Source organism: Rhizobium sp. L1K21, assembly GCF_024055895.1.
Classification (GTDB): domain Bacteria; phylum Pseudomonadota; class Alphaproteobacteria; order Rhizobiales; family Rhizobiaceae; genus Ensifer_A.
In genome coordinates, this window is sequence record NZ_JAMXLE010000001.1 from 1,737,627 (window position 1) to 1,761,161 (window position 23,535).

The window sequence follows — 23,535 nt, forward strand, 5'->3', positions numbered from 1 at the left end:
CCCCTCAAAAATCGATTGCCGCGTAGAACATGGCAAAAAGCCCATCCACGAGGATGACGATAAAGATCGATTTCACCACGGCTGTCGTCACGTGATGACCAAGCGATTCGGCGCTGCCGCCCACCTTCATGCCCTCAAGCGCGGAAATGATGCCGACGATGAGCGCCATGAACGGCGCCTTGATGAGACCGGAAGCGATGGTTGTGTAGTCGATGGCACCCTGCAGGCGCACCTGAAACACTTCAAACGTGATCCCCGAGTAAGCCCAGGCGACAACGGCGGCTCCCAGAAGTGCGGCAAAGTTCGCCACGATGGTCAGGAGTGGAAGCGCAATCGTCAGCGCCACAAGGCGCGGAAAAATCACCACGCCGACCGGGTTCAGCCCCATCACGGTGAGCGCGTCGATTTCCTCGCGCATTTTCATCGAACCAAGTTCAGCGGTGATCGCACTGCCGGAGCGGCCCGCAACCATGATCGCGGTCAAGAGCACGCCCACTTCGCGCAATTGCAGAATGCTGACGAGGTCGACGACAAAAATCTCCGCACCGAAATAGCGCAGCTGAAAGGCACCCTGCTGGGCGATGATCGCGCCTATGAGAAACGACATCAATACAATGATCGGGACGGCACGCACGCCCATCCGGTCGAGATGGGTGACGATGGAAGCCGGCGAAACGCCAGAACCACGCCCGAGCTTCAGCTGAGCGCCTTGAACGGCAGAGCCCAGAATGTTCATGCCCGAGAGCGTGTCGCGCCACAGTTCTTCGACGGATATACCGACGGGTTCGAAAATGCGCTGAAAAAGCGTCCTGTGTTTCTTTTCTATCTGCGGCTTGGCCAGTTCGTCGGGCAGGCCTTCGATCAGCTGGGTGTGGCGGTCACTGGCCTTGAGGATGGTTTCATAGCCCTTGGCACGGGCCTCGTTCATCAGGCGGCGCACGAGCCAGGCGCCGGAGGTGTCCAAATGCTCGACCGCTTCGAGTTGGAATTCCACACGCTCGGCTGTGAATTTCACATTGCCGAAATCCAGAGCCTTGGCGCTGTCAGAGATAGCCGACTGACGCCAGTCGCCTTCAAATCTCAAGGTACATATCGTGTCGGCACTGCCATTGTCCGCACTAAGGCTGGCAGGCGCTTCGGATATAGCCATTCCACGCCACTCTGATTCTGCATTACGCAACACATTGCTTATATCGGTCGACGATGCGGAATACTATCGGCCACGGTCGTGAATGTGCCCATGGCTGTGTCGAACCTGTGCCGGAGTGAGGCACTGCGGCAACAGATAGATGGACGCAGCCTTATACCGCGCCCCAATAGCTCAGGCGGCTTCCACCTTCTTGGGGGTCCGTGCCGGCAATTCAATCACCTTGTCGGTGCGGGGGGCCGCTTTCAATTCCGGCACCCAGTGAATGAGTTCCATTCGTCCGTCGAAATGCTCCACAACGGCGGTGCAGCTTTCAACCCAGTCGCCCGTGTTGATGTAGCGAATGCCATCCATGTCTTCCATCACGGCGTGGTGGATATGACCGCAGATCACGCCATCGACATTGTTGCGGCGTGCTTCTTCTGAGACGAATTTCTGAAATTCGCCGATGAAATTGACTGCCGATTTCACCTGCAGCTTGGCCCATGCCGAAAAGGACCAGTAGGGCAAGCCGAGAAGCCGGCGCAGCGCCGCCAGACCGCGGTTGATGGCGATGGCGGTGTCGTAGGCCCAGTCTCCGAGATAGGCCACAATGCGGTAATTGCGCACCACCACGTCGAACTCATCGCCGTGGAGAACCAGATATTTCAGGCCATCTGCACCTTCGTGAACATGGCGGAGCGCCACTTCTATGCCGCCGAAATGCATGCCGGGGAAATCACGGAGAAACTCATCGTGATTGCCGGGGATGTAGATGATGCGCGCACCTTTACGCGCCTTGCGCAACAGCTTTTGCACAACGTCGTTATAGGTCTGTATCCAATGCCAGCTGCGCTTGAGGCGCCAGCCGTCGACGATATCACCGACGAGGTAAAAGGTATCGGCATCGTGATAGCGCAGGAAGTCGATCAGAAAATCGGCCTTTGCCGCCTTCGAGCCAAGGTGTACGTCCGAAATGAAAATTGTCCGGAATTTTCTGCAAGCGATTTCTTCAGCCATCTCGCGCCAGCCTCTTGTTCAACTCAGCCTCCTAAAAACAGAGTCTTGTTGCAGGAAAATGACAGGCTACCGACAGCTGCCATGCATAAAGGCGCAGTCAGCTATGGATTTGGCTGTAAAATCGGCCTAATGAGAGCGAAATCAAACGATTGAATAACCTCGGGGAGAGCGGGCAGCATGGAAACGGAAAGAGCGGCCAACAAGGGCGATATTGACGAACAGGCACTGTTTTTCCACCGATATCCCCGCCCCGGAAAACTCGAAATCCAGGCGACCAAGCCGCTCGGCAACCAGCGCGACTTAGCGCTTGCCTATTCACCGGGTGTTGCCGCCCCCTGCCTTGCCATCCAGGCCGAGCCGGAAGCCGCCGCCGCCTATACCGCGCGCGCCAATCTCGTCGGCGTCGTTTCCAACGGCACCGCCGTTCTTGGGCTGGGCAATATCGGCCCGCTCGCCTCCAAGCCGGTGATGGAAGGCAAGGCCGTTCTGTTCAAGAAATTCGCAGGTATCGACGTTTTCGATATCGAAGTGGATGCGTCGGACGTCGACCACATGGTCACGGTGGTCTCGGCACTGGAGCCGACATTCGGCGGCATCAATCTGGAAGATATCAAGGCGCCGGAGTGTTTCGAGGTCGAGCGCCAGCTGCGCGAAAAGATGAATATTCCGGTCTTCCATGATGACCAGCATGGCACGGCCATCATCGTTGCAGCCGCTGTTCTCAACGGCCTGGAACTGGCAGGCAAGGACATCGCCAAGGTCAAGATCGTTGCCTCCGGCGCGGGTGCGGCGGCTCTCGCCTGCCTCAATCTGCTGGTGGCGCTCGGTGCCACGCGCGAAAACATCTGGGTCCACGATATCGAAGGCCTGGTCTATAAAGGCCGCGAAACTTTGATGGACGAGTGGAAATCGGTTTATGCGCAGGACTCCAGCAATCGCACGCTGGCTGACTCCATTGGCGACGCCGACGTGTTCCTCGGTCTATCAGCTGCCGGAGTGCTGAAACCGGACCTCTTGAACCAGATGGCGGAAAAGCCGCTCATCATGGCGCTTGCCAATCCCACTCCCGAAATCATGCCGGATCTTGCCCGTGCTGCTCGCCCGGACGCGATGATCTGCACGGGTCGCTCGGATTTCCCCAACCAGGTCAACAATGTCCTGTGTTTCCCCTATATCTTCCGCGGCGCGCTCGATTGCGGTGCCAGCACCATCAATGAGGAGATGAAGCTTGCCGCCGTTCGCGCCATTGCAGCGCTTGCCCGCGAAGAGCCATCGGATGTGGCCGCGCGGGCCTATTCCGGCGATACGCCGACCTTCGGTCCGGAATACCTGATCCCCTCGCCGTTCGACCAACGTCTCATCCTGCGCATTGCGCCAGCAGTTGCAAAGGCGGCCGCCGAAAGCGGCGTGGCCATGCGCCCGATCACTGATTTCGACGCCTATCTCGATCAGCTGAACCGCTTCGTCTTCCGCTCCGGACTCATCATGAAGCCGCTCTTTGCCGCCGCCAAGACCGCACGCAAGAAGCGTGTCATCTTTGCCGAAGGCGAGGATGAACGCGTGTTGCGCGCCGCCCAGGTGCTTCTCGAAGAAGGCGTGGGCGAGCCGGTGCTCATCGGTCGCCCCGGTCCCGTCAATGCGCGTCTTGAGCGGTACGGTCTCAGAATTCGTCCGGGCAAAGATTTCGATCTCGTCAACCCGGAATCCGATGTGCGCTACCGCGAATATGTGGATGAGTATTTTGCGCTGGTGGGCCGCAAGGGGGTGATCCCAGAAGCTGCGCGCACCATCGTGCGCACCAATACAACTGTCATCGGCGCGCTGGCTTTGCGCCGTGGTGACGCGGATGCGCTCATCTGCGGTGTCGAAGGCCGTTATGCCCGCCATCTGCGTGAAGTCTCGCTCATCATCGGCAAGAAACCGGGCATCACCGATTTTTCCGCTATGAGCCTGTTGATCTCGCAGCGTGGCGCAACCTTCTTCACCGACACTTATGTGTCGCAGGACCCAACGGCGGAAGAAATCGCGGAAATGACCATCCTGGCTGCCCAGGAAATCCGCCGCTTTGGTATCACGCCGCGTGCCGCCCTCGTTTCGCATTCCAATTTCGGGTCACGCGATTCGGATAGTGCCGCGAAGATGCGCTGTGCCTTGTCGCTGCTTCGCGAACGCGCGCCCGATCTGGAAGTCGACGGTGAAATGCACGGCGATTCAGCCATATCGGAAGAATTGCGCCGCCGCGTCATGCCCTCCACGACGCTCACCGGCGAAGCCAATCTCATTGTCTTCCCGAACCTGGACGCTGCCAACATCACGCTCGGCATCGTCAAGACCATGACGGAAAGCCTGCATGTCGGCCCCATCCTCCTGGGCGCAGCCATGCCGGCGCATATTCTCTCACCTTCCGTTACGTCACGTGGTGTGGTGAATATGGCAACGCTTGCCGTTGTAGAGGCCTCGCACCCCGCGGAATGAAGGCCTGACGTAACGTAAAGCTGGCGCTCAGACCGCCAGCTTTTCACGTTCCTTTGCGCGCAGCAGCATACCGAAGAGATCGCGCGGATCATCCGGGTCCGCGAGCAGGTCCAGCTCTTCAAAAAGACCGGTCTCTTGCAGTTTGGCCCGCACATAGCGCAGGGCCGAAAAATCCTCCACGGCAAAGCCAACGGAATCGAACAGCGTGATGGCGCGGTCGGATTTGCGGCCATCAGCTTCGCCCGCCATGACCTGCCACAGTTCGGTTACGGGATAATCGTCGTCCAATTGCTGGATTTCGCCTTCGATGCGGGTTTGCGGCGGAAATTCAACGAAAATGTCCGAGCGCAGCAGGATTTCTTTTTGCAGTTCGGTCTTGCCGGGGCAGTCACCGCCAACCGCATTGATGTGAATGCCCTCGCCGACCATATTGTCGTTCAGCACCGTTGCATATTGTTTGTCAGCCGTCACCGTGGTCACGATGTCTGCTCCTTCCAGCGCGTCTGCGCCGCTTTCGCAAATCACCGCCTCAATGCCGGTTCCCACCAAATTGCGCGCCAAACGCAGGCTTGCGGAACGGTCGATATCATAAAGGCGAACCTTGTCGACGCCGAGGATTGATTTGAAGGCGATTGCCTGAAAGTCGGACTGTGCTCCATTGCCGATGATCGCCATTGTGCGCGCATTCTTGCGGGCCAGAAACTTGGCAGCAGTGGCCGACGTTGCCGCAGTGCGCAGCGCCGTCAAAATCGTCATTTCGCTCAGGAGAACCGGATAACCCGTTGCCACATCGGAGAGCACGCCGAAGGCTGTCACCGTCTGGCGACCACTGCGGGCATTCTTCGGATGGCCGTTCACATATTTGAAGCCGTAAACTTCGCCGTCGCTGGTCGGCATCAGCTCGATCACGCCTTCAGCACTGTGCGAGGGAATGCGCGCCACCTTGTCAAAACTTTCCCAGCGGCGGAAGTCGTCTTCGATCACCAGACCGAGTTCCTTCATGAAGCGTTCCGGGCCGATGGCATTGACCAGGCGCATCATGTTTTCAACGGATACGAAGGGAACGATATTGAGTTTATCCATGATCAAAAGCTCCTGGTTGGTCTGTCCATCACGCGCTTGCCCATCAGGCTTGCGGCAAGGTCGGTCATCAGCATGGCCGTGCGGCCGCGCTCGTCGAGGAAAGGGTTGAGTTCAACAAGATCAAGGCTTGTCACGAGGCCGCTGTCGTGCAGCATTTCCATGATCAGATGGGCTTCGCGGAAGCTCGCGCCGCCGGGTACGGTCGTGCCGACAGCAGGGGCGATTGCGGGGTCAAGAAAATCAACGTCAAGGCTCACATGCAGATCGCCGCCGGCAGCCTCGACCGTTTCAAGAAAGGCGCGTAAGAGCGGCACCACGCCATGTTCGTCAATCGCGCGCATGTCGTGGACGGTCACGCCGTTTTCGGACAGCGCCTTGCGCTCTGCGGGATCGACGCTTCGAATGCCCATCATGCAGATATTGTCCGGCTTCACCGGGGCTGAGACCTTTGGCATGGCATCGCCAAAACCCTTCAGGCCGGAGGCATAGGCCATCGGCGTGCCGTGCAGATTACCGCTCGTCGTGGTGTCGAACGTGTGGAAATCCGGATGCGCATCGAGCCAGAGTACGAAGAACGGGCGGCCATTCTCGGCAGCATGGCGGGCAAGCGCTGTCACAGAACCGGCCGCAATGGAATGGTCGCCGCCTGCCAGAATGGGCATGCCGTCATTGCGCGCCTCATAAACCGCCTCGGCAATCGCCTCGGTCCATGCCGCATATTCAGGAAGTGCCTTCAACACGGTGTTGCCATGCACGATATTGCGCGTGCCGGCAGGGCGGATATCGCCGCGGTCTTCCACCCGATGGCCAAGTTCGCGCAAAGCGTCCGGCAGACCGGCAGTGCGATAGGCCGCAGGACCCATGGCGCAACCGCCACGTCCGGCACCACTTTCCACGGGTGCGCCCAAAAGAATGCAATTCGTGTTTTCCATTCGCCAACCTCCTGTCTTTTGTCAAAGATAGAGGCCTCTCTTGGCGGTTTGAACATATCAAATTGTCAGTTCGAGCGTTTTGATTTATCATTTTGATCATTCCTGTTTTCATTCTGGAATTCGCTATGGACGAAACAGACAAGAAGCTCATCACCCTCTTGCGCCAGAACGGGCGGCGCAGCGTTTCCGACCTCGCCCTGGAGACGGGCCTTGCGCGCGCCACCGTGCGCAGCCGGCTGGAGCGCCTGGAGGCGGATGGCGACATTATCGGTTACACGGTCATTCTGCGCGCCGATGCCTTCGAGGCACCCGTCAGAGCCATGATGTTGATCGAGGTGACCGGCGGGTCCGGCGATCGTGTCGGTGCTTACCTCGGCAGCTTTCCCGAACTGACCGCAATCCACAAGACCAACGGCAAATGGGACTTTATCGCCGAAATCGGCACAGACAGCCTGATCCAGCTCGACACCGTGCTGGAAAAGATCAGGCGCATTCCGGGCATTTCCACATCAGAAACCAATATTTTGCTGGCCACGCCCAAATCCACGCATGCCCGGCTCTGATCCGAACCAGGATTGAACCCGTAGAACCTTAAAAAAGGTTCGAAACACCATGTCCGATAAGACACCGACTGTCGTTCTCCTTCGCCGTGATCTGCGACTTGCAGACAACCCTGCCCTGCATGAAGCCATGCAGCGCTGCCAACCCATCGTCATCGTCTATATACGAGAGAAGGATGACCCGGACGCCGGCGCGCTTGGAGCGGCACAAGACTGGTGGCTTCATCATTCTCTCGCAGCGCTCGGCAAATCGATCGAGAAGACCGGTAACCGGCTTATCCTGAAATCCGGCGATCAGAACGCGATTGTCGGAAAGCTCGTGAAAGAGACCGGCGCAACCGCCGTCTACTGGAACCGCCGCTACCACAAGGCCGGACGTGAACGGGATGCGGTGCTGAAGGAAACGCTCAGGTCACGGGATATTGAAGCCATAAGCTTCGGTGCCAACCTTTTGCACGAACCAAGCCGTTTGAAGACAACGACCGGCGGCTTCTACCGCGTCTATACACCGTTCTGGAAGGCGTTTTCTGCCGAGGCACCAATGGGTGGCCCTCACCCCGCCCCAGGTAAAATTCCGGCACCTGAAAGGTATCCCGAGAGCGAGGACCTTAAGTCATGGAGCCTGCTTCCTGAAAAACCGAATTGGGCTGCCGATTTCAGCGGATATTGGACACCTGGTGAATCCGGTGCAAGCCAGGCGCTGGAAGACTTCCTTGACGGTACGATCCGCAAATATAAGGACGGTCGCGATTTTCCCGCCAAAGACCGAACATCGCGTCTCTCTCCCCATCTCGCGCTCGGCGAAATCTCGCCTTTGCAGATCTGGCACGCGGTTTCCTCCCTGAAGTCACAGGACAGTGACACACAGAAGTTCCTGCAGGAACTGGTCTGGCGGGAGTTCTGCTGGCACCTGCTCTTCCACTTCCCGGACCTGAAGTCCGCCGAGTTCAATGACCGTTTCAAGGGCTTCGCCTGGGATTTTGATGAGAAGGCTTTTGACCGCTGGACGAAAGGTCAAACGGGCTATCCCATCGTCGATGCGGGTATGCGCCAGCTCTGGCAGACGGGCTGGATGCACAATCGCGTGCGCATGATTGTCGCTTCATTTCTGATCAAGGACCTGATGATCGACTGGCGCCATGGCGAGGCGTGGTTCCGCGACACGCTGGTGGACGCCGATCCGGCTTCGAACACGGCAAGCTGGCAATGGGTTGCGGGATCAGGCGCGGATGCTGCGCCCTATTTCCGCATCTTCAATCCGGTTCTGCAGGGTGAGAAGTTTGATCCCGACGGCGACTATGTTCGCAGGTTTGTGCCGGAAATCGCCAAGCTTCCGAACAAGTACCTTCACAAGCCGTTTGCAGCACCGAAGTCTGTTCTTTCCGATGCCGGCCTTAAACTGGGCAAAGACTATCCCGAGCCGATCGTCGACCACGCGAAGGCCCGCGATCGGGCGCTCGAAGCCTTTCAGGCGACCAAGGACTGAAAAGCCCGGCATCCGCTTTCGCAGAGACCGGGCCGATCATCAGAACGGATCGTTCAGATCAGGCGCTGAGCTTCGCTGCGAGCTTGGCAACGTAGGAGCCCTGGTAGCGCGCGCCATCAAGTTCCACCTTGGAAGGCTGACGCGAACCGTCGCCATCGGTGATTGTCGAAGCGCCATAGGGCGAACCGCCCTTGATTTCGTCAAGGCCCATCTGACCCTGGAATGCATAAGGCAGACCTGCAACAACCATGCCGTGGTGCAGCAATGTGGGAATGAAGCCGAGGATCGTCGATTCCTGGCCGCCGTGCTGAGTCGCGGTCGAGGTGAATACAGAACCGACCTTGCCGGTCAGCTTGCCCTTTGCCCACAGCGCGCCGGTCTGATCCCAGAAGTTGCGCATCTGCGACGCCATCGTGCCGTAACGCGTGCCGGCACCAACGATGATGGCGTCGTACTGGTCGAGTTCAGCCGGGTCCGCGATCGGCGCTTCCTGATCCATCTTGTAGTAGGAAGCCTTGGCAACCTCTTCGGGAACCAGTTCGGGAACCCGCTTGATGGTCACGTCTGCACCTTCTGCCTTTGCGCCTTCTGCAATCGCCTTGGCCATTGTCTCAATGTGACCATAGGCGGAATAATAAAGAACAAGAACTTTTGCCATTTTGAAAATCCGATCTCTTGATGGTTGAAACGGTTATGGGTCGAGACATAGGAATGGCTGGCGAGAATGGATAGTCAGCAATCACGAAACAGACTGTTTACCCCTTCGCCGTCCAACGCATGAAATTTGTCAACACTTGCATTCCGGCACTGCGCACAGCATCTTGCACGAAAAGCAAAACGAGAACCCATATGAGCGAAGAACGCATTGTAACCGCCGCCATGCTGGCGATTGGAGACGAACTCCTGTCCGGACGTACCAAAGACAAGAATATCGGTCATCTCGCCGATGTTCTCACCGTTGCCGCCATCGACCTGAAGGAGGTCCGCATCGTGGCCGACGAAGAGGCAGCAATTGTCGAGGCCGTCAACGCGCTTCGGGCAAAATATGATTATGTCTTTACCTCCGGCGGCATCGGTCCGACCCATGATGACATTACCGCCGATGCGATTTCGGTGGCTTTCGGGGTCGAATGCCTGCACGATGAAGATGCCATGGCACTTCTGGGTGACATGTATAAACGCCGCGACGTTCCGTTTACTGAAGCCCGGCAGCGCATGGCCCGCATGCCCGCCGGCGCACGCCACATCGCCAATCCGGTTTCGGTCGCGCCGGGTTTCAATATCGGCAATGTCTATGTCATGGCCGGTGTGCCTTCGGTTTTCCAGGCGATGCTGGAAGGCTTGATTCCGACATTGGCGGCCGGCACGAAAACGATCAGTCAGATGGTTGTGTCACCGTTTGGCGAGGGGGATATCGGCCTGCCGCTCGCCGAAATCCAGAAGGCCCATCCCCTCACCTCCATCGGCTCCTATCCGAAGTTCGATGGCAAGCGCTTCTCCACGGAAATCGTCATCCGGTCGCGGGATGAACATATGCTGAGCCAAGCCACGGCTGCGGTCGACACCATGCTGCTTGAGGTGGCGGCACGCAAGGAACAGGAAAAAAGCGACAACAAATCCTGATGACGTCGATGATCTTGGCCTCGCTGCAATTGACCAAGATCAAAGACGGGATGCATGGTGTGGGTTCAAGACTATAAGCATAATCAACGAGGGAGGCTCCCCATGACTGCTAAGACAATCCTCGCCGTTCTCAACGATCCCGACACTGCAGCCGGCGTCATTGAAACCGCTATCATGTTCTGCAACCAATCCGGCGGACATCTCATCGGCCTTTTTGCGGAAGCCCCTGAGCAGGTGTTCATCTACGCGCCCATGGAAGTGCCGAGTGCATCGGCCATTGCCGCCATGCAGGAAGCCGCCCAGGAACGCGCCGACAAGATTGAGGAGATTTTCCGCGCCCGTCTCGAACGCGAGGGCATCTCCTTCGAGTGGCGCAAGTTCCTCACCGCCGGCGGCTTCAGCTCCAGCGGCGTGATCGACAGCGCCCGCAGCGCCGATCTGGTCATTTGCGGGCAGATTGACGATGACACGCCGAGCGCACAGCGTTCCGATATCGAGCTTCTGATTTTCGAATGCGGACGCCCGGTCATGATGGTGCCCTATATCCTCAAGACACCGAAGCCGATCGAGCGTGCTGTCATTGCCTGGAACGGTTCGCGCGAAGCTGCGCGTGCGGCCTTCGATGCGCTTCCGCTTCTCACCGGTGCCAAGGAGATCGAGATCCTCTCTGTGGACGCGCGCAACAATCCGTCGCAGAGCGCAGACCTCGCCGGGTCTGAATTGGCCTCCACGCTTGCCCGCCATGGTGTGAAAGTCAATGTCAATAACATCGTCTCCGGCGGTACGCCCGTTGGGGCGGTGATTGAAAACCGTGTCTCCGATATTGGCGCAGACCTTCTGGTCATGGGTGCCTACACACATTCGCGCCTTCGCGAGCGCCTTTTCGGTGGTGCCACAAGCACGCTTTTGAACTCGATGACGACGTTGACATTGATGTCACGCTGAAGCGCTTGCAAAAGCGGAGCAATATTGGCAAATGAAATATCGTGCGCGGGACATGCCTGCGCACGTTTTTTTATGATGAGATCGTCTGGAGCCTGCCGATGTCCCTGCCCGAAAAAGCTTTCCCCGTTTCCTGGGATCAGTTTCACCGTGATGCGCGTGCGCTGGCCTGGCGTCTGGCTGGCCTCAACCGGGATTTCAAATCCATCGTGTGCATCACCCGTGGCGGGCTTGTCCCGGCAGCCATCATTTCGCGCGAGCTGAATATCCGCCTCATCGACACCGTCTGCATCGCCTCCTATCACGATTATGTCACCCAGGGGGACATGGCCGTGCTCAAGGGCATTTCCGAACCACTTCTGGAAAATGGCGGTGAAAGGGTCCTCGTCGTCGACGACCTGACCGATAGCGGCAAGACGGCCGCCCAGGTGCGCAAAATGGTGCCGAACGCTCATTTCGCCTGCGTCTACGCAAAGCCGAAGGGCGTTCCCACCATCGATACCTTCGTCACCGAGGTCAGCCAGGACACCTGGATCTACTTCCCCTGGGACATGGGATTCACCTATCAGAAACCGATTGCCGACGGGCATCAGGGCTGAAGGCTTAGCCGGTGGCGACGATCAGGAAAATACCGGGCTGGAAAGTCCTGCGCGAAATCAAGCGGGTTTTCAGGAAGATTTTCGGAACGCCGCTGGAGATCATCCGCCGGGTTTATTTCCGCCGCTGGTACGACCGGGTGGAAGCCAGGAAAATTGTGCAGACCGCTGGCAGTGTACCTTTTGGCAATGAGGTTTGCATTTACCTGATCTTTCCCTCCAGGGGTGTTCAGGAATCCCATCTCGCGGCGATTGAAGCAATGCGCGACGCCGGAATATCGCCGGTGATCGTTTCCAATGTCGCCCTCTCAGCGCAGGACCGCGACAAACTGAACGGGCGAACCAGCCTGATCATCGAACGCCCGAACATCGGTTACGATTTCGGCGGTTATCGCGATGGCGTTCTACACATCAGAGAGCGGCTTCAGACGCTTGACCGGCTTTGGCTGCTCAACGACTCCTGCTGGCTTGTTCCGCAAACCGAGAGCTGGTTTGCGCGCGCACGCGCTCTTGGTGTCGATTTTGCCTGCGCGACCTACAACAATATCATGCCGCGCGCCAATCCGAACGACTACAAGGCCATTGCGTGGCAGATCGACCGCAGCCGCCGCAATTTCTATTATGCGTCCTATGCCTTGTCCTTTTCCGCCAATATTCTGAAATCCGAGGGCTTTCTGAAATATTGGAAGACGCTGGATATCAGAAACGACAAGGGCCTGACGGTTCGCCGTGGCGAACTGGGCGTTTCCCAATGGGTGATCAGACGCGGTTTCAGCCATGGCTGCACGCTGGAGCTGGACGGCTTGGACAGAGAGCTTGAGGCGTTAAGCGACAGTGCGCTTGATGCCATCCTGCCGCATATTGTTGCGTTGGAAAACCGCGAGCTCTTGGAACTGAAGAACCGCGTGCTGACGGCGAAGGTCTCAGACGTGACACGCGCCGACAAGATCGCATTCATCCTGGCGGCGGCGGCGCGCTGCGGTGCGGTCTATGCGCTGCCGGCCTATTCCATCCCCTATCGGCAGTTTCACTTCCTCAAAAAGCTACCACTTTCGCTCAATGAGGACGGGCGCGACAGCACGCTTGCCATCGCCCGCCGGATTGGCGGAGAAACCGGCGATATGATCCTGCGGGAAGCCGCGCTCAAGCCGCTCAAATCAGGCTGAGGAAAAAGCGCGCTGATACCAGAATCAGGAAAATGCCGAAGCCGATATTGAGCTGACGCTTGGTCATGGCATGCGCCAGTTTCACGCCGAGCGGCGCGACCAGCAGCGTCACCGGCACGATCATGGCAACGGCAATCCAGTTGATGAAGCCAGTCGAGAGCGGCGGCAGTCCGGGTTCACCCCAGCCGGCAATCACGTAGCCAATCAGGCCGGGAATGGAAATCAAGACGCCGACCCCCGCCGACGTCGCCACCGCCTGATGAACGGGGCGGTTGAACAGCGTCATGAACGTGTTGTTCAAAACCCCGCCGCCAATCCCCATCAGGCCGGAAAGAACGCCGATCAGGACACCAACCAGAAAACGCACCGGGTTCTTCGGCAAATCGTCGCCGATGCGCCAATGGTCACGGTTGAAGATCATCCGGAAGGCGATCAGCAGTGAAATCAACGCGAATATCAGCCTGAGCGTAAAGCTGGATGCATCGGCTGCGATTGCCGCTGCAATGAGTGCGCCGGCAGGCACGGCAATCACCCAGCCCTTCAGCAATTTTTCGTCCACCGCGCCGCGCGCCCTGTGGGCCATATAGGAGCGAATGGAGGTCGGAACGATGATGGCAAGCGATGTTCCCACCGAAAGATGCATGCGCACCGCCTCGTCCACGCCCAGAAGCCCGAAGACCTGAAAGAAGACCGGAACGAGGATCGCGCCGCCGCCGATCCCGAACAGGCCCGCCAACAGGCCGGCCACCGCGCCGGCGCCAGCCAGCGCCACCGCAAACATCAGCAATTCTTCAATTGGCGGCATTATCCCACTCCACAACCAAAAACACGAGATGGATAAAGCCTTGTCACAAAAGTGAAACCGCCAGCAAGTACACATTGGCTCAGGACGGTACTGTGGCTCTCAATTATTGGCCGCTATCGACTTGTCCATACGCCCTGGACACCGTCCTGCTTCCATTGTGTCTACCCCAAGACGCAACTTTTGACCGGTCCCCCGACCGGTCATTTTTTTTGGGGCTGCTTCTTTTCAGCCCATGCTGCAGTACCGCTTGCCACCGTGGCGGTCTCTTAAGTCGAAATGGAAATGGTCTTTATGGTGCCGGTCGCTTCCCGGCCCAAGCACCGTGTTAAAATACTTGCAGGAATCCGAGCGCACAGCCTTGAGCAGACCCTTCTCGCGGAAGGCGAAGAAGCCTTTCTTGCGCACGTCGATTTCCTTGCCGTTGTTCAGCGTGATCTCGCCGACATCAATCGCATTGCCGCTGGCATGTTCCGACCAGGGGTTGCTCGAGCTCGAATTCATGCGACGGCAAGAGTAGGACGACATCTGGCGAATGGATTTGACGCCGGAAAGATAGCGGATGCGCGCCGCCGGCACAACCTCGTCCTTCACCCATTTGGCAAAAGTCAGCGCCATCTGGCAATTCAACGTCGCATCCGGTTTGACATCAATATCGCCGGAAACGGCCTCCAGCTTCAACGGATAGGGAATGTTGCAACTGGCGCTATCATGAATGGGCGGCAGTTCCTTGAAGACACCACCGAGCCGTTTCAACTCCGCCCGGCAGCGCAGCTCCGAGGCGGGCATCACATTTTGAGGCCGTGTCTGCGGTGCGGCCTGCGGCTCGACAATGGGGTTTCCTGGATTGAAGGCAATCTGTTCCGGTTCTGCAGCCGGCGGGTTTGGTGGCGTTCCAATCACCAGCGGCTGGCCCTCCCAAAGGTTGCCGCCGGCAGATGTCTGTTGACTGTTCTCGTTGACCAGGCGATCCGTTCCGATGCCGCCAATCACCGGCTCGCTTGTATTGGCCTCGGCAATCTGCGGCTCGCCCGCTGCATTCGTCGAAAGCCCGAGCGCACCATCCATGTTCACTTCCGGCGGCGCACTGTAGGTCGCCACCTCGGTCTGATCCAGCGGTGCAGTGGTCCGCCTGTCGTTTTTGACGCCAGCCAGGTTGGGTGTGTTCAAATAATCGACAGCACCTGCAGCTTTGCTGACCGGATTTTCCGGCGCGGCATAGGAAACTTGCGTCGGTGCGCTGGTCGTTACCGGTGCGGCGCGCACGCTCGGCCCGAGGGTCGCCGGCGGTGCCAGATCATCGTAGCAGGACGTCAGCCCCGCCATCAGAACAACGGATAATAGAGACCTTGGGAGAAAAGGTGTATACGCCATGACTGGATGACACCCCGGTTACGCAAAACAATTCAATCCGGTGCAATTTATCAACCAAGTTTTAACAATACCTTTCGCGGGAGGCTTTCATGCTCGGAAGGATGTCTGGACTGCTCATTTTCCTCACCATTGCCGGGTGTTGGGCCACCCAGGCGGCAGCGCAATCCAGTTGCGGCACATGGGAGACGGCGGTCTGGGAGACCGAGGGTGGTGAAGCCATGACCGCCTCGATCTGCACCGGTGAGCACACGGCCCTCTACATCCAGTGCATCGGCGATATCATGGATCTGCAAGTCGACAGCGCCGCGCTCGACACGCTTCCAAACGGCGGACTGGATTATCAAGGATCCTACCGCTTTTCCGTGGGCAGCCAATCGCTTGAAACCACGCTTTCCTTTCAGGCCATGGATGGCACATTGATCGTGGATCTGCCTGCCGACGGCCCACTCTTCAAACTGCTGACACAGAACGACGGTGCAAGCCTTTCGGTTTCGAGCATATCAGACGACATTCCCGCCCTCGAATTTCCGCTGTCCGGCGCAACGGGTGCCATTGCCGAGGTGGTTGATGCCTGCTCGGACTGAGCTGTGCTTTTCAAAACGGCTGAGGATAGAGAGGCATGCGATTTGACATCAACGTGCGAAACCTCAATGTGTCTCCAGTGCGAATTTGAAGGAATGCCCGCCCATGCCCGAACAGACGACCCCCACCGGACAATTGACACTGCGAACCCTCGCCATGCCGGGTGACGCCAATGCAGCCGGCGATATTTTCGGCGGCTGGGTGATGGCGCAGATGGACCTTGCCTGCGGCATTGCCGCTGCAGAGCGTGCGCGGGGCCGCGTCGTCACTGCAGCGGTGAAGGAAATGGAATTCGCCATGCCGGTGAAAATCGGCGATACGCTTTGCGTCTATTCCTCCATCCAGAGTGTCGGACGCACCTCCATGACGCTGAAAATCGAGGTCTGGGCGCAGCGCTATCTCAGCGACCTGATGCAAAAGGTCACCGACGCGCAATTCGTCATGGTCGCACTCGACAAGGACGGCAAGCCGACACCGATCCCGGCCGAAGAATAATTCTTTTCCAAACGGTCAAAATCGGTTAGCGAATGGGCATGAACACACAGTCCTTTCTGCACATCGACCCTGAAACACGCCACGTCTCCCTTGACGCCCGTGCCCACGCCTTTTTCGGTGCCCCGAATGTTGCCTATGCCGCGCTGCATGCCGAGACACCCACCTTCTTCTGGAAGGAACAGAAGCAATGGTACTTTTCCGGCTATGCGCAGGTGAATGCGCTGTTGCGCGACCGCCGGCTGGGCCGCCAGATCACCCATGTTGCAAGCCGCGAAGACATTGGCCTGCCGCCCGCCTGTCCGCATCTGGCGGCATTTGACCGCGCCGAGTCGAAGTCGCTTCTCGAGCTTGAGCCACCGGAACACACACGGCTGCGCAAATTGGTCAATCGTGCCTTCGTGTCCCGCCATGTGGAAAAACTGCGCCCCGATATAGAGGCCCTCACCCATCAGCTGATCGACGGATTTGAAAAACGCGGCGAAGTGGAGCTGCTGGCCGAATTTGCCGAGATTATCCCCGTCACCATCATTGCCCGCATGATGGGCGTTCCGGTCTCCATGAGCCGTCAGTTGCTCGATTGGTCGCATGATTATGTGCGCATGTACCAGTTCGGCAAGACCGAGGAAGACGAGCATCGCGCCAACAAGGCCGCGCAGGAATTTGCCGATTACGTGCTGGAACTGGCAGAGGAAAAGCGCAAGGCCCCCAAAGACGACCTTCTTACCCTCATGCTGCAGCCGGACAAAAACGGCGAAATCCTGAGCGAGGATGAACTCGTCTCCACGGCAATCGTCCTTTTGAATGCCGGTCACGAGGCGACCGTCCACCAGATCGGCAACGCCGTGAACATCATTCTGGAAAGCGGCTTCGACCCTGCCGACCTCTTCCGTGACGAGACGGCAACCGAGCGCACGGTGGAGGAGTGTTTCCGCATTTCCGCCCCGGTTCACATTTTCGAGCGCTGGGTTCTGGAAGACATGGAAATCGAAGGCATTCCGTTCAAGAAAGGCGACAAGATCGGCCTCATCCTGGCAGCTGCCAATCTCGACGGCGAAAAGTTCTCCGATCCTCTCAGCTTCAAACCCGATCGCGATGAAGGCCAGAACCTTTCCTTCGGCGCCGGCATCCATTTCTGCATCGGCGCACCGCTTGCCCGCCTGGAACTGCAGATCGCGCTGCCGATCCTGTTTTCCCGTCTGCCCGGCCTGAAGCGGAAGGAACCCCCAACCGTGAAAGACGTCTACCATTTTCACGGTCTCGAACGGCTCGATCTCACCTGGTGAGATGGTTGGCCTATTTCAGGCTTTGATGGTTGATGTGGCCTTGAAGGCGCGCAATACGTCGGCGTCCGAGGCCTCACATCGGCACGGAAACCCGCGCATATTGAGCAATTCTCAAGTCAATCGGAGCTTCAGACGTCGAGCTCAGTTTGCGCTGAAATATTGCTTCGCCTGGTCCAGCAGCTTTTCACAAGTCTGTTGGTATTCGGCATTTTGCGGGGCAAGCCAGCTTTGGTTGCTCACCTTGTACAATTCAACAAAATCCGTCTTTCGAACAAGCGTCAGTCCACCGGGAACGAAGCGCTCTGGGTTTTCGGGTACGTCCGCGTTGAACACGAGAAGGAAGTCAAATTTCTTTCGCCATTCCGGATCAGGTCGGTCGCTTAGATACATGTTCAATGGAATGTTGTTGCATGCCAGTGCGGTAATCGGAATCAGGTTTCCCTCTGGCACGTCAGAATCGATCCAGGCGGATTTAACCTTGATCGGCTGCTTGCCCTTCGCAGTGAAGAGGGTTGGCACGAAAGACTTGGCATAAGGGACAGCCAATGTCGTCAGATGCCTGTAGGTATCGAAGCCCCAGGAACTCGTACGTGCGGAGAACGCTGGTGACGGGCTCATCCATAGGCCGTAACGTGTTCCCAAAACAGCTGATCCAGCAGGAACGTCAGCGAGCGCGGTTCTCACATCGCGCACATCGGATTGGTACATATACCAATTCCCTGCGACCCAGATGGTTCGCCCAAATGTAGCGGTCAATAGAAGGACGGCAACGACGGCAAGGTCACGCCGGGTTACCAGTGGCGGCGGAAGATACATCGCAAATGCCAGAAGCAGGGCCATGATTGGAAAACGCCAACTGATCCAGCCGGTTGCGGCTGCGTGGAGTGGCGAGGCGATTGCGATCAACAGCAAGAGCAGCATCGCAAGCAACAAGCCATGGTGTATCTCACCTCCAGCATTCTTTCTCAATCTTCCTACGGCCAACAGGATCAGGCTTGCGAATAATACATCGATCAAGAGATAGTAGGATTCCAGTGCCGACAAGAGATTTGCAACTTGCATCGCCAGTGAGTGTTTCCAAACCACGCCTGCCGGATCAGCTTGATCCGTCAGCAAGGCGGAATCCGCGTAAAGGAAAGTCGCCAGAGGGATAGCAAATGCCGCGGCGGCCAGCAGCATTTGCAGCAAAAATCGCAAAAACGCGGTTCTGTCTGCAAATACGTCCTTTATGTTTCTCACATAAAGCGCGCCCACGATCAGGGCGAAGAAACATGCGCCAAAAATATGGTCCACCAATATGAGGCCGAAGGCGAGAACTCGATAGGGAAAGATAACGATCTGCCCGAAGCGGCGAAGCTTCAAATCGGCGGCAGCAAACAGGAGTGCCAGACCGAGGCTGATCTGAAAGTTCAAGAAACCGCCCATCATCGTGGCACACCAGGATGCGAAGACAATCCCTATCTGCCAGAGGCTCCACTGCCCAAACACCGTTCGGCTCAGGGCAATCGCGCCGAGCGGCGGCAAAACAATCGCCAGATATAGCGCTGACTTGGCGATTGCCTCCGCGCCCAATGTCGGCCCGAGCCAAAACGCCACAAGGTCGATCCCGATGTTGGTTGACGCCCGCTGCCAGTCTATCTCGTACATCGATGACAAAGGTGCCAGATCGACACCGCCGGAAAGCAGCCAGATGCGTGAGAAATGATTTGGATAGTCTAGCAGCGGTGGCATATCGACCAGCACAACCATGAGCAGGACGAAAACCAAGTAAGCGCCAACTGCACCGCCAAGCAACAGCCTCCCGTCGCGGTTCAATCCTTCTGTCATTGTACTTTTTCTTCCGGACTGACCCTGCGTCTGAAGACAAAAAACCGGTTCAACAGGTAACCACAGACCACTGTGAGAGCGATTGCGCAGCACTTTGCGCTCGCAATTCCAAAATAGGGTCTTACAGCTTCGAAGCTGATATACGTTATGCCGCTGCAAAATGCGGTGACCGAGGCAAATGCGGCAAGTGTATTCAATGTCTCCATCAAACTGCTGCTATTGTGGTCGCGGAAGGTAAAATGCCGGTTCATGGCAAAACTGTTGATCGCACCTGCAAGGAAGCCAAGGAGGTTGGCCGCACTTGGTGGAACGCCGGTCAAAACCAGGACAGAAAAAAAGGAGGCATCAACGGCCGTGTTGGCCAGACCTGTCATCGCATATCGCGTAAACGTTGCGATCTCGCTGAGCGGGATTGGTCTCATCTGAAACAATGTCACTGACGCCTCGACGTCGCCAAACGCGGTTGGACGCTTTCTTCTTCCTCATAATTTGGCCGATGCAAATGCGAAGGAATTGTCTCTCGATCTCCAATGATCTGGTCAACCATGAAAAGAGGTCGGCCTTTTGCCTGTTGAACCAGTCGCCCGATGTATTCCCCCATGATGCCGAGCGTGAGGAGCTGTACTGCACTGAAAAACGTCATCACGACCATCGTGCTCGCCCAGCCAGAGACTGTCTCCCCTGAAGCCCAGCGCCAGATCGAATAAACTGCCATCCCGGCAGCAGCCAGGGCAGAGAAGAAGCCGAGCCAGGCGGCAAGGCGAAGAGGTTTGACTGAAAAGCTGGTAATTGCGTCGGTTGCGAAACTGATCATTTTTGCGAGCGGATAGCCGGTTGAGCCGGCAAAGCGCTCATGACGTTCATAGGGAAGCGCAACCTGTTTTCCACCCACCCAACTAACCATTCCGCGCAAAAAACGATCGCGCTCCGGCATGGCCATCAGCAGGTCAACAACGCGACGGGACATCAAGCGAAAATCTCCGGTGTCGCGCGGAATCTCGGTGTCGGCCAGCCACGGCAAAATACGGTAAAATGCCTTCGCCGTAGCCAGCTTGAACCAGGTCTCCCCTTGTCGGCTCTGGCGCTGCCCGTAAACGACATCGGCTCCATTGTCCATGACGGGCATCATCATGAGAAGCAGTTCCGGCGGATCTTGCAGATCAGCATCGATCAGCAGAATGCGCTCACCACCGGCGTGAGAAAGTCCTGCGGTTGCCGCCAGTTGGTGTCCGTGGTTGCGCATCAGTTTGATGCCGACGATCTCCGGGTAGCGTTTTGCCTGTTCGCAAATCGCATCCCAGGTCCCATCCTTCGAGCCGTCATCTACAAGCACCACCTCAAAAGAGCCTTCGGCTGCAGAATGTCCGACACCTACAGCGCGGCGGCAAAACTCCTCAAGCACCAGCTCCTCGTTGTAACACGGGGCAACAATCGACAATTTCAAAGGACGGGCCAGTTCCGACATCACTAAACCTGCGCGGGTTATGTTCGGTTGGACTGTGCACCTTTTGCGTAAACCGATGCTTAATGCAGCCTCAACTTGCCGTGCCCTGAGGCCGTCGGTTCACTAATTTTTTTTCAGATGGTCTGGATCACTGGCCTTCTGTCGGCTTCCCTCGCTATAAACGCGCCTGAAGGACCGCTGTTTGCCACACTGTTGGCCACTGGGAGACGGCGTGGAGCACTATGGCCACCGCGAAGGAAACCATTGCGGTCATTCACGCTTCGCCCGATTTCGGCGCTTCCAGCAGCATGTAGTCCAGCGGCAGTTGGGTTGTGTATTTGATCTGCTCCATCGCGAAGGTCGAAGAGACGTCGCGGATTTCGATCTTGGAGATCATGCGCTTGTAAAAGGCGTCATAGGCGGCGATATCGGGTACGACCACTTTCAGGAGATAGTCGACATCGCCACTCATTCGGTAGAATTCGACCACTTCGGGAAACTCGCCGACCACTTCGGAAAAACGCTTCAGCCATTCCTGCGAATGCATGTTGGTGCGAATGGAAACAAAAACCGTGACCTTGGTGTTCACTTTTTCCGGGTTCAGAAGCGCAACGCGGCCACGGATGACGCCCTCTTCTTCCATCTTTTGAATGCGCCGCCAGCAGGGTGTGGTGGAAAGCCCCACCTTCTTGGCAAGGTCGGCTACGGCAAGCGTCGTGTCCTCCTGCAGGAGCCGGAGAATTTTTCGGTCCAAACGGTCCAATCGAAAACCCTTTCGAAAAGATATCCTATCGCAGCCGTGATTCCGACCGCGTGTGAGAAATATTATTTCATTCCGTATAGTCTCGCACAAGCGCTTTCAAGACGGGCAGCAGCTCTTCTTCAAACCAGGGGTTTTTCTTCAGCCAGCCGGTGTTGCGCCAGCTTGGATGCGGCAGCGGCAAAACCTTCGGACCTTCAGCATTCGAACCCAGATAGGCGCGCCAGTTCAACACCGTTTCCGTCATGCTTTTCAGGCGTTTTTCGCCCAGATGCCAGCCTTGCGCATATTGGCCGATCGCCAGCACCAGCTCCACCTGCGGCATTGCGGCTATCACCGCTTGCCTCCACGTTGGGGCACATTCCTTACGTGGCGGCAGGTCACTGCCTTTTTCGTCATAGCCCGGAAAACAAAAGCCCATCGGCACGATGGCGAATTTCGACCGGTCGTAGAATGTCTCCCGGTCGACGCCCAGCCAGTCGCGCAGCCGGTTTCCCGAGGCATCGTTGAAGGTTATTCCCGTCTCATGCACCTTCAGGCCCGGTGCTTGGCCAGCAATGAGAATGCGCGCCTGGCTGGAGAGAACGGCCACCGGGCGCGGTTCATGCGGCAACGGTGGCGCATTCGGTCGCGGTGCTTCGCGGCATATGCGGCAGGCGGCAATCACCGTTTCCAGTGCAGCAACCCTGTCTGGGTGATCTTTCTTCATGTCACCGACATGGAGGGCCGCGCAGCAACGCGCTGATGCCAGGCCAGAACATTTTCCAGCTCCGGCGGACAGGTAATGCGCGCAGGCTTCATGAAGTCAAAACCAACCGCCATGGTGATATCGGCGATGGTAAAGCGATCGCCGGCAATATAGTCGCGTCCGGCAAGTTCGCTATTCAGGAATATCAGGAATTCTACCGCCTTCGGTTTGTTCACCTCGCCCCATTCAGGCACTTGCGGCACCTCCCATTCCTTCATGGCAGGGTGGATGTGGCGGAAGGCGGCGGCAACGGCGCCTAAGAAACTCAGCTCAGCGCGGCGGTTCCACATTTCCACCTGCGCCCGTTCAAGTGGGGTCGCACCAAAAAGATTGGGTTCGGGATGGATTTCCTCGAAATAGCGGCAAATTGCAACGCTCTCGCAGATCACCGTGCCATCGTCGAGTTGCAGCACAGGCAGGCGCTGCAGCGGGTTAAGCGCGGTAATTTCCGGAGCCTTGTGACCAAGCGCACCCATGTCGACCGGCACACGTTCGATTTCGATTCCTTTTTCCCGCAAAAAAATGTCAACACGACGCGGATTGGGTGCCCTGCCCCCATCAAAAAGTTTCATTCTCGTTTCCTCCTGTTTCAGCGCACAAGACACCAAATTTGGCGCAGAGGAAAGGTATTACAAGCCTTTCATTGTCTTCATCCGCAGCCTGCCGGTTTCGCCGCCAGACCTCCGGACGTTCGAATGTGCCTTGCCAGACGCCCTTCCCCGCCTGTCTGGCCTGCGCTTCCTCGCGTGCGTAGCCGCCATAGGCCACCGCCCAGCCTTGAAGCACCATCCAGGCATTGAAGTCCTTGCGGCCTGCAGCGCACAAAGCCAACAGGCGGCCATATCGATAGAATGCAGTGCCGCTGCAACGAATTTCCTTGCCGCCAAGCTTCTTCTTCAGTGCCATGCGCGCTGCCAGACCACATGGCCAATTCTTGCCATCTCTTTCGCATTGCTGCTGCAGTTCAGGCGCATCGATCCCCTTGAGACGCACGCGCTGCGCATTCAGCGTCAAGGTGTCGCCGTCGCTCACGCCGGCATGGCCCATCAACTCATGCGGTTCGTTTCGGGACAGTTCTGCGGCAATCAGGGCCAGCAAAAACAGAAATGCAACAGTTGTAACAACGCTGCGTAGAGAACTGACACGATTCGATTTTCTGTGCACAAGAGGTCTCCCCGCGCGGTTCCCGCTCATGGAAAACGATTCCTTTC

General features: G+C 57.5%; 24 protein-coding genes. 10 read left to right on the plus strand and 14 right to left on the minus strand.

Annotation, left to right across the window (positions count from 1 at the left end; genetic code table 11):
• Nucleotides 1-4: 4 nt before the first annotated feature.
• Both NHF56_RS08290 and NHF56_RS08295 read right to left on the minus strand, forming a co-directional pair.
• Nucleotides 5-1,150 carry an ABC transporter permease gene (locus NHF56_RS08290; RefSeq protein WP_252803278.1) on the minus strand — a complete coding sequence of 382 codons (1,146 nt, stop codon included), beginning with the start codon at nucleotides 1,148-1,150 and terminating at the stop codon, nucleotides 5-7.
• A 171-nt stretch (nucleotides 1,151-1,321) separates the two neighbouring features.
• A complete protein-coding gene (locus NHF56_RS08295; protein WP_252803282.1) occupies nucleotides 1,322-2,146 on the minus strand; it encodes a UDP-2,3-diacylglucosamine diphosphatase in 825 nt (274 codons plus the stop codon).
• Nucleotides 2,147-2,323: 177 nt separating this feature from the next.
• Between NHF56_RS08295 and NHF56_RS08300 the strand changes: the two genes are divergently transcribed.
• Nucleotides 2,324-4,621, plus strand: coding sequence for an NADP-dependent malic enzyme (locus NHF56_RS08300; RefSeq protein ID WP_252803283.1), 2,298 nt, complete (start codon nucleotides 2,324-2,326; stop codon nucleotides 4,619-4,621).
• Between the two features lie 27 nt (nucleotides 4,622-4,648).
• Here NHF56_RS08300 and NHF56_RS08305 read toward each other — a convergent pair whose 3' ends face one another.
• Together NHF56_RS08305 and rocF are read right to left on the minus strand one after the other, a co-directional pair.
• Complete coding sequence (locus tag NHF56_RS08305) at nucleotides 4,649-5,704, minus strand: ornithine cyclodeaminase (protein WP_252803284.1); 1,056 nt, start codon at nucleotides 5,702-5,704, stop codon at nucleotides 4,649-4,651.
• A 2-nt stretch (nucleotides 5,705-5,706) separates the two neighbouring features.
• Nucleotides 5,707-6,636 (minus strand): arginase, encoded by a 930-nt coding sequence (gene rocF, locus NHF56_RS08310; RefSeq protein ID WP_252803285.1) that lies wholly within the window; start codon nucleotides 6,634-6,636, stop codon nucleotides 5,707-5,709.
• Between the two features lie 125 nt (nucleotides 6,637-6,761).
• Between rocF and NHF56_RS08315 the strand changes: the two genes are divergently transcribed.
• Both NHF56_RS08315 and NHF56_RS08320 read left to right on the plus strand, forming a co-directional pair.
• On the plus strand, nucleotides 6,762-7,199 hold the full coding sequence (locus NHF56_RS08315; protein ID WP_252803286.1) for an Lrp/AsnC family transcriptional regulator: 438 nt from the start codon (nucleotides 6,762-6,764) through the stop codon (nucleotides 7,197-7,199).
• A 49-nt stretch (nucleotides 7,200-7,248) separates the two neighbouring features.
• The gene (locus tag NHF56_RS08320) at nucleotides 7,249-8,682 is read left to right on the plus strand and encodes a deoxyribodipyrimidine photo-lyase (RefSeq protein ID WP_252803287.1); all 1,434 of its coding nucleotides are present in this window, start codon (nucleotides 7,249-7,251) and stop codon (nucleotides 8,680-8,682) included.
• A gap of 58 nt (nucleotides 8,683-8,740) precedes the next feature.
• Here the strand turns inward: NHF56_RS08320 and wrbA are convergent, their stop codons facing one another.
• Nucleotides 8,741-9,340, minus strand: a complete 600-nt coding sequence (gene wrbA / locus NHF56_RS08325) for an NAD(P)H:quinone oxidoreductase (protein ID WP_252803288.1) — start codon at nucleotides 9,338-9,340, stop codon at nucleotides 8,741-8,743.
• A 191-nt stretch (nucleotides 9,341-9,531) separates the two neighbouring features.
• On the opposite strand from wrbA, the gene NHF56_RS08330 reads away from it, so the two are divergent.
• The 4 genes from NHF56_RS08330 to NHF56_RS08345 all read left to right on the plus strand — a co-directional run bounded on the left by NHF56_RS08330 (nucleotide 9,532) and on the right by NHF56_RS08345 (nucleotide 13,009).
• On the plus strand, nucleotides 9,532-10,305 hold the full coding sequence (locus tag NHF56_RS08330) for a competence/damage-inducible protein A (RefSeq protein WP_252803289.1): 774 nt from the start codon (nucleotides 9,532-9,534) through the stop codon (nucleotides 10,303-10,305).
• A gap of 102 nt (nucleotides 10,306-10,407) precedes the next feature.
• Nucleotides 10,408-11,250 (plus strand): universal stress protein, encoded by an 843-nt coding sequence (locus NHF56_RS08335; RefSeq protein ID WP_252803290.1) that lies wholly within the window; start codon nucleotides 10,408-10,410, stop codon nucleotides 11,248-11,250.
• A gap of 98 nt (nucleotides 11,251-11,348) precedes the next feature.
• Nucleotides 11,349-11,846, plus strand: coding sequence for a xanthine phosphoribosyltransferase (gene gpt, locus NHF56_RS08340; protein WP_252803292.1), 498 nt, complete (start codon nucleotides 11,349-11,351; stop codon nucleotides 11,844-11,846).
• Nucleotides 11,847-11,857: 11 nt separating this feature from the next.
• Nucleotides 11,858-13,009, plus strand: a complete 1,152-nt coding sequence (locus NHF56_RS08345) for a rhamnan synthesis F family protein (protein WP_252803294.1) — start codon at nucleotides 11,858-11,860, stop codon at nucleotides 13,007-13,009.
• Here NHF56_RS08345 and NHF56_RS08350 read toward each other — a convergent pair.
• Together NHF56_RS08350 and NHF56_RS08355 are read right to left on the minus strand one after the other, a co-directional pair.
• The gene (locus tag NHF56_RS08350) at nucleotides 12,996-13,814 is read right to left on the minus strand and encodes a sulfite exporter TauE/SafE family protein (RefSeq protein ID WP_252803296.1); all 819 of its coding nucleotides are present in this window, start codon (nucleotides 13,812-13,814) and stop codon (nucleotides 12,996-12,998) included. The two genes, NHF56_RS08345 and NHF56_RS08350, sit on opposite strands and share 14 nt — an antisense overlap.
• A 225-nt stretch (nucleotides 13,815-14,039) precedes the next feature.
• Complete coding sequence (locus tag NHF56_RS08355; RefSeq protein ID WP_252803298.1) at nucleotides 14,040-15,185, minus strand: extensin family protein; 1,146 nt, start codon at nucleotides 15,183-15,185, stop codon at nucleotides 14,040-14,042.
• Nucleotides 15,186-15,274: 89 nt separating this feature from the next.
• Between NHF56_RS08355 and NHF56_RS08360 the strand changes: the two genes are divergently transcribed.
• The 3 genes from NHF56_RS08360 to NHF56_RS08370 all read left to right on the plus strand — a co-directional run bounded on the left by NHF56_RS08360 (nucleotide 15,275) and on the right by NHF56_RS08370 (nucleotide 17,545).
• Entirely contained in the window at nucleotides 15,275-15,769 is a 495-nt protein-coding gene (locus tag NHF56_RS08360) for a hypothetical protein (RefSeq protein WP_252803300.1), read from the plus strand.
• 103 nt (nucleotides 15,770-15,872) lie between these two features.
• Nucleotides 15,873-16,262, plus strand: a complete 390-nt coding sequence (locus NHF56_RS08365; protein ID WP_252803302.1) for an acyl-CoA thioesterase — start codon at nucleotides 15,873-15,875, stop codon at nucleotides 16,260-16,262.
• Nucleotides 16,263-16,294: 32 nt separating this feature from the next.
• Nucleotides 16,295-17,545: a cytochrome P450 gene (locus NHF56_RS08370; RefSeq protein WP_252803304.1), complete on the plus strand. Its 1,251-nt coding sequence runs from the start codon at nucleotides 16,295-16,297 to the stop codon at nucleotides 17,543-17,545.
• 141 nt (nucleotides 17,546-17,686) lie between these two features.
• Here NHF56_RS08370 and NHF56_RS08375 read toward each other — a convergent pair whose 3' ends face one another.
• The 7 genes from NHF56_RS08375 to NHF56_RS08405 all read right to left on the minus strand — a co-directional run bounded on the left by NHF56_RS08375 (nucleotide 17,687) and on the right by NHF56_RS08405 (nucleotide 23,488).
• The gene (locus NHF56_RS08375; protein WP_252803306.1) at nucleotides 17,687-19,465 is read right to left on the minus strand and encodes a hypothetical protein; all 1,779 of its coding nucleotides are present in this window, start codon (nucleotides 19,463-19,465) and stop codon (nucleotides 17,687-17,689) included.
• On the minus strand, nucleotides 19,369-19,809 hold the full coding sequence (locus NHF56_RS08380) for a GtrA family protein (RefSeq protein WP_252803308.1): 441 nt from the start codon (nucleotides 19,807-19,809) through the stop codon (nucleotides 19,369-19,371). Before NHF56_RS08380 ends, NHF56_RS08375 begins: the two co-directional genes overlap by 97 nt.
• Nucleotides 19,806-20,837, minus strand: coding sequence for a glycosyltransferase family 2 protein (locus NHF56_RS08385; RefSeq protein ID WP_252803309.1), 1,032 nt, complete (start codon nucleotides 20,835-20,837; stop codon nucleotides 19,806-19,808). The genes NHF56_RS08380 and NHF56_RS08385 overlap by 4 nt, the downstream gene beginning before the upstream one ends.
• 253 nt (nucleotides 20,838-21,090) lie before the next feature.
• Nucleotides 21,091-21,579, minus strand: coding sequence for an Lrp/AsnC family transcriptional regulator (locus tag NHF56_RS08390; protein WP_252803311.1), 489 nt, complete (start codon nucleotides 21,577-21,579; stop codon nucleotides 21,091-21,093).
• 67 nt (nucleotides 21,580-21,646) lie between these two features.
• Nucleotides 21,647-22,285 (minus strand): uracil-DNA glycosylase family protein, encoded by a 639-nt coding sequence (locus NHF56_RS08395; RefSeq protein ID WP_252803313.1) that lies wholly within the window; start codon nucleotides 22,283-22,285, stop codon nucleotides 21,647-21,649.
• Complete coding sequence (locus tag NHF56_RS08400) at nucleotides 22,282-22,896, minus strand: glutathione S-transferase family protein (protein WP_252803315.1); 615 nt, start codon at nucleotides 22,894-22,896, stop codon at nucleotides 22,282-22,284. The genes NHF56_RS08395 and NHF56_RS08400 overlap by 4 nt, the downstream gene beginning before the upstream one ends.
• Nucleotides 22,883-23,488, minus strand: a complete 606-nt coding sequence (locus NHF56_RS08405) for a thermonuclease family protein (RefSeq protein ID WP_252803317.1) — start codon at nucleotides 23,486-23,488, stop codon at nucleotides 22,883-22,885. The genes NHF56_RS08400 and NHF56_RS08405 overlap by 14 nt, the downstream gene beginning before the upstream one ends.
• Between the last annotated feature and the right edge of the window lie 47 nt (nucleotides 23,489-23,535).

Excerpts from the sequence above, each read along its gene's own strand:
- NHF56_RS08290 (WP_252803278.1), bottom strand. The coding sequence starts at position 1,150 with ATGGCTATATCCGAAGCGCCTGCCAGCCTTAGTGCGGACAATGGCAGT.
- NHF56_RS08295 (WP_252803282.1), bottom strand. The coding sequence starts at position 2,146 with ATGGCTGAAGAAATCGCTTGCAGAAAATTCCGGACAATTTTCATTTCG.
- NHF56_RS08300 (WP_252803283.1), top strand. The coding sequence starts at position 2,324 with ATGGAAACGGAAAGAGCGGCCAACAAGGGCGATATTGACGAACAGGCA.
- NHF56_RS08305 (WP_252803284.1), bottom strand. The coding sequence starts at position 5,704 with ATGGATAAACTCAATATCGTTCCCTTCGTATCCGTTGAAAACATGATG.
- rocF (WP_252803285.1), bottom strand. The coding sequence starts at position 6,636 with ATGGAAAACACGAATTGCATTCTTTTGGGCGCACCCGTGGAAAGTGGT.
- NHF56_RS08315 (WP_252803286.1), top strand. The coding sequence starts at position 6,762 with ATGGACGAAACAGACAAGAAGCTCATCACCCTCTTGCGCCAGAACGGG.
- NHF56_RS08320 (WP_252803287.1), top strand. The coding sequence starts at position 7,249 with ATGTCCGATAAGACACCGACTGTCGTTCTCCTTCGCCGTGATCTGCGA.
- wrbA (WP_252803288.1), bottom strand. The coding sequence starts at position 9,340 with ATGGCAAAAGTTCTTGTTCTTTATTATTCCGCCTATGGTCACATTGAG.
- NHF56_RS08330 (WP_252803289.1), top strand. The coding sequence starts at position 9,532 with ATGAGCGAAGAACGCATTGTAACCGCCGCCATGCTGGCGATTGGAGAC.
- NHF56_RS08335 (WP_252803290.1), top strand. The coding sequence starts at position 10,408 with ATGACTGCTAAGACAATCCTCGCCGTTCTCAACGATCCCGACACTGCA.
- gpt (WP_252803292.1), top strand. The coding sequence starts at position 11,349 with ATGTCCCTGCCCGAAAAAGCTTTCCCCGTTTCCTGGGATCAGTTTCAC.
- NHF56_RS08350 (WP_252803296.1), bottom strand. The coding sequence starts at position 13,814 with ATGCCGCCAATTGAAGAATTGCTGATGTTTGCGGTGGCGCTGGCTGGC.
- NHF56_RS08355 (WP_252803298.1), bottom strand. The coding sequence starts at position 15,185 with ATGGCGTATACACCTTTTCTCCCAAGGTCTCTATTATCCGTTGTTCTG.
- NHF56_RS08360 (WP_252803300.1), top strand. The coding sequence starts at position 15,275 with ATGCTCGGAAGGATGTCTGGACTGCTCATTTTCCTCACCATTGCCGGG.
- NHF56_RS08365 (WP_252803302.1), top strand. The coding sequence starts at position 15,873 with ATGCCCGAACAGACGACCCCCACCGGACAATTGACACTGCGAACCCTC.
- NHF56_RS08370 (WP_252803304.1), top strand. The coding sequence starts at position 16,295 with ATGGGCATGAACACACAGTCCTTTCTGCACATCGACCCTGAAACACGC.
- NHF56_RS08385 (WP_252803309.1), bottom strand. The coding sequence starts at position 20,837 with ATGTCGGAACTGGCCCGTCCTTTGAAATTGTCGATTGTTGCCCCGTGT.
- NHF56_RS08395 (WP_252803313.1), bottom strand. The coding sequence starts at position 22,285 with ATGAAGAAAGATCACCCAGACAGGGTTGCTGCACTGGAAACGGTGATT.
- NHF56_RS08400 (WP_252803315.1), bottom strand. The coding sequence starts at position 22,896 with ATGAAACTTTTTGATGGGGGCAGGGCACCCAATCCGCGTCGTGTTGAC.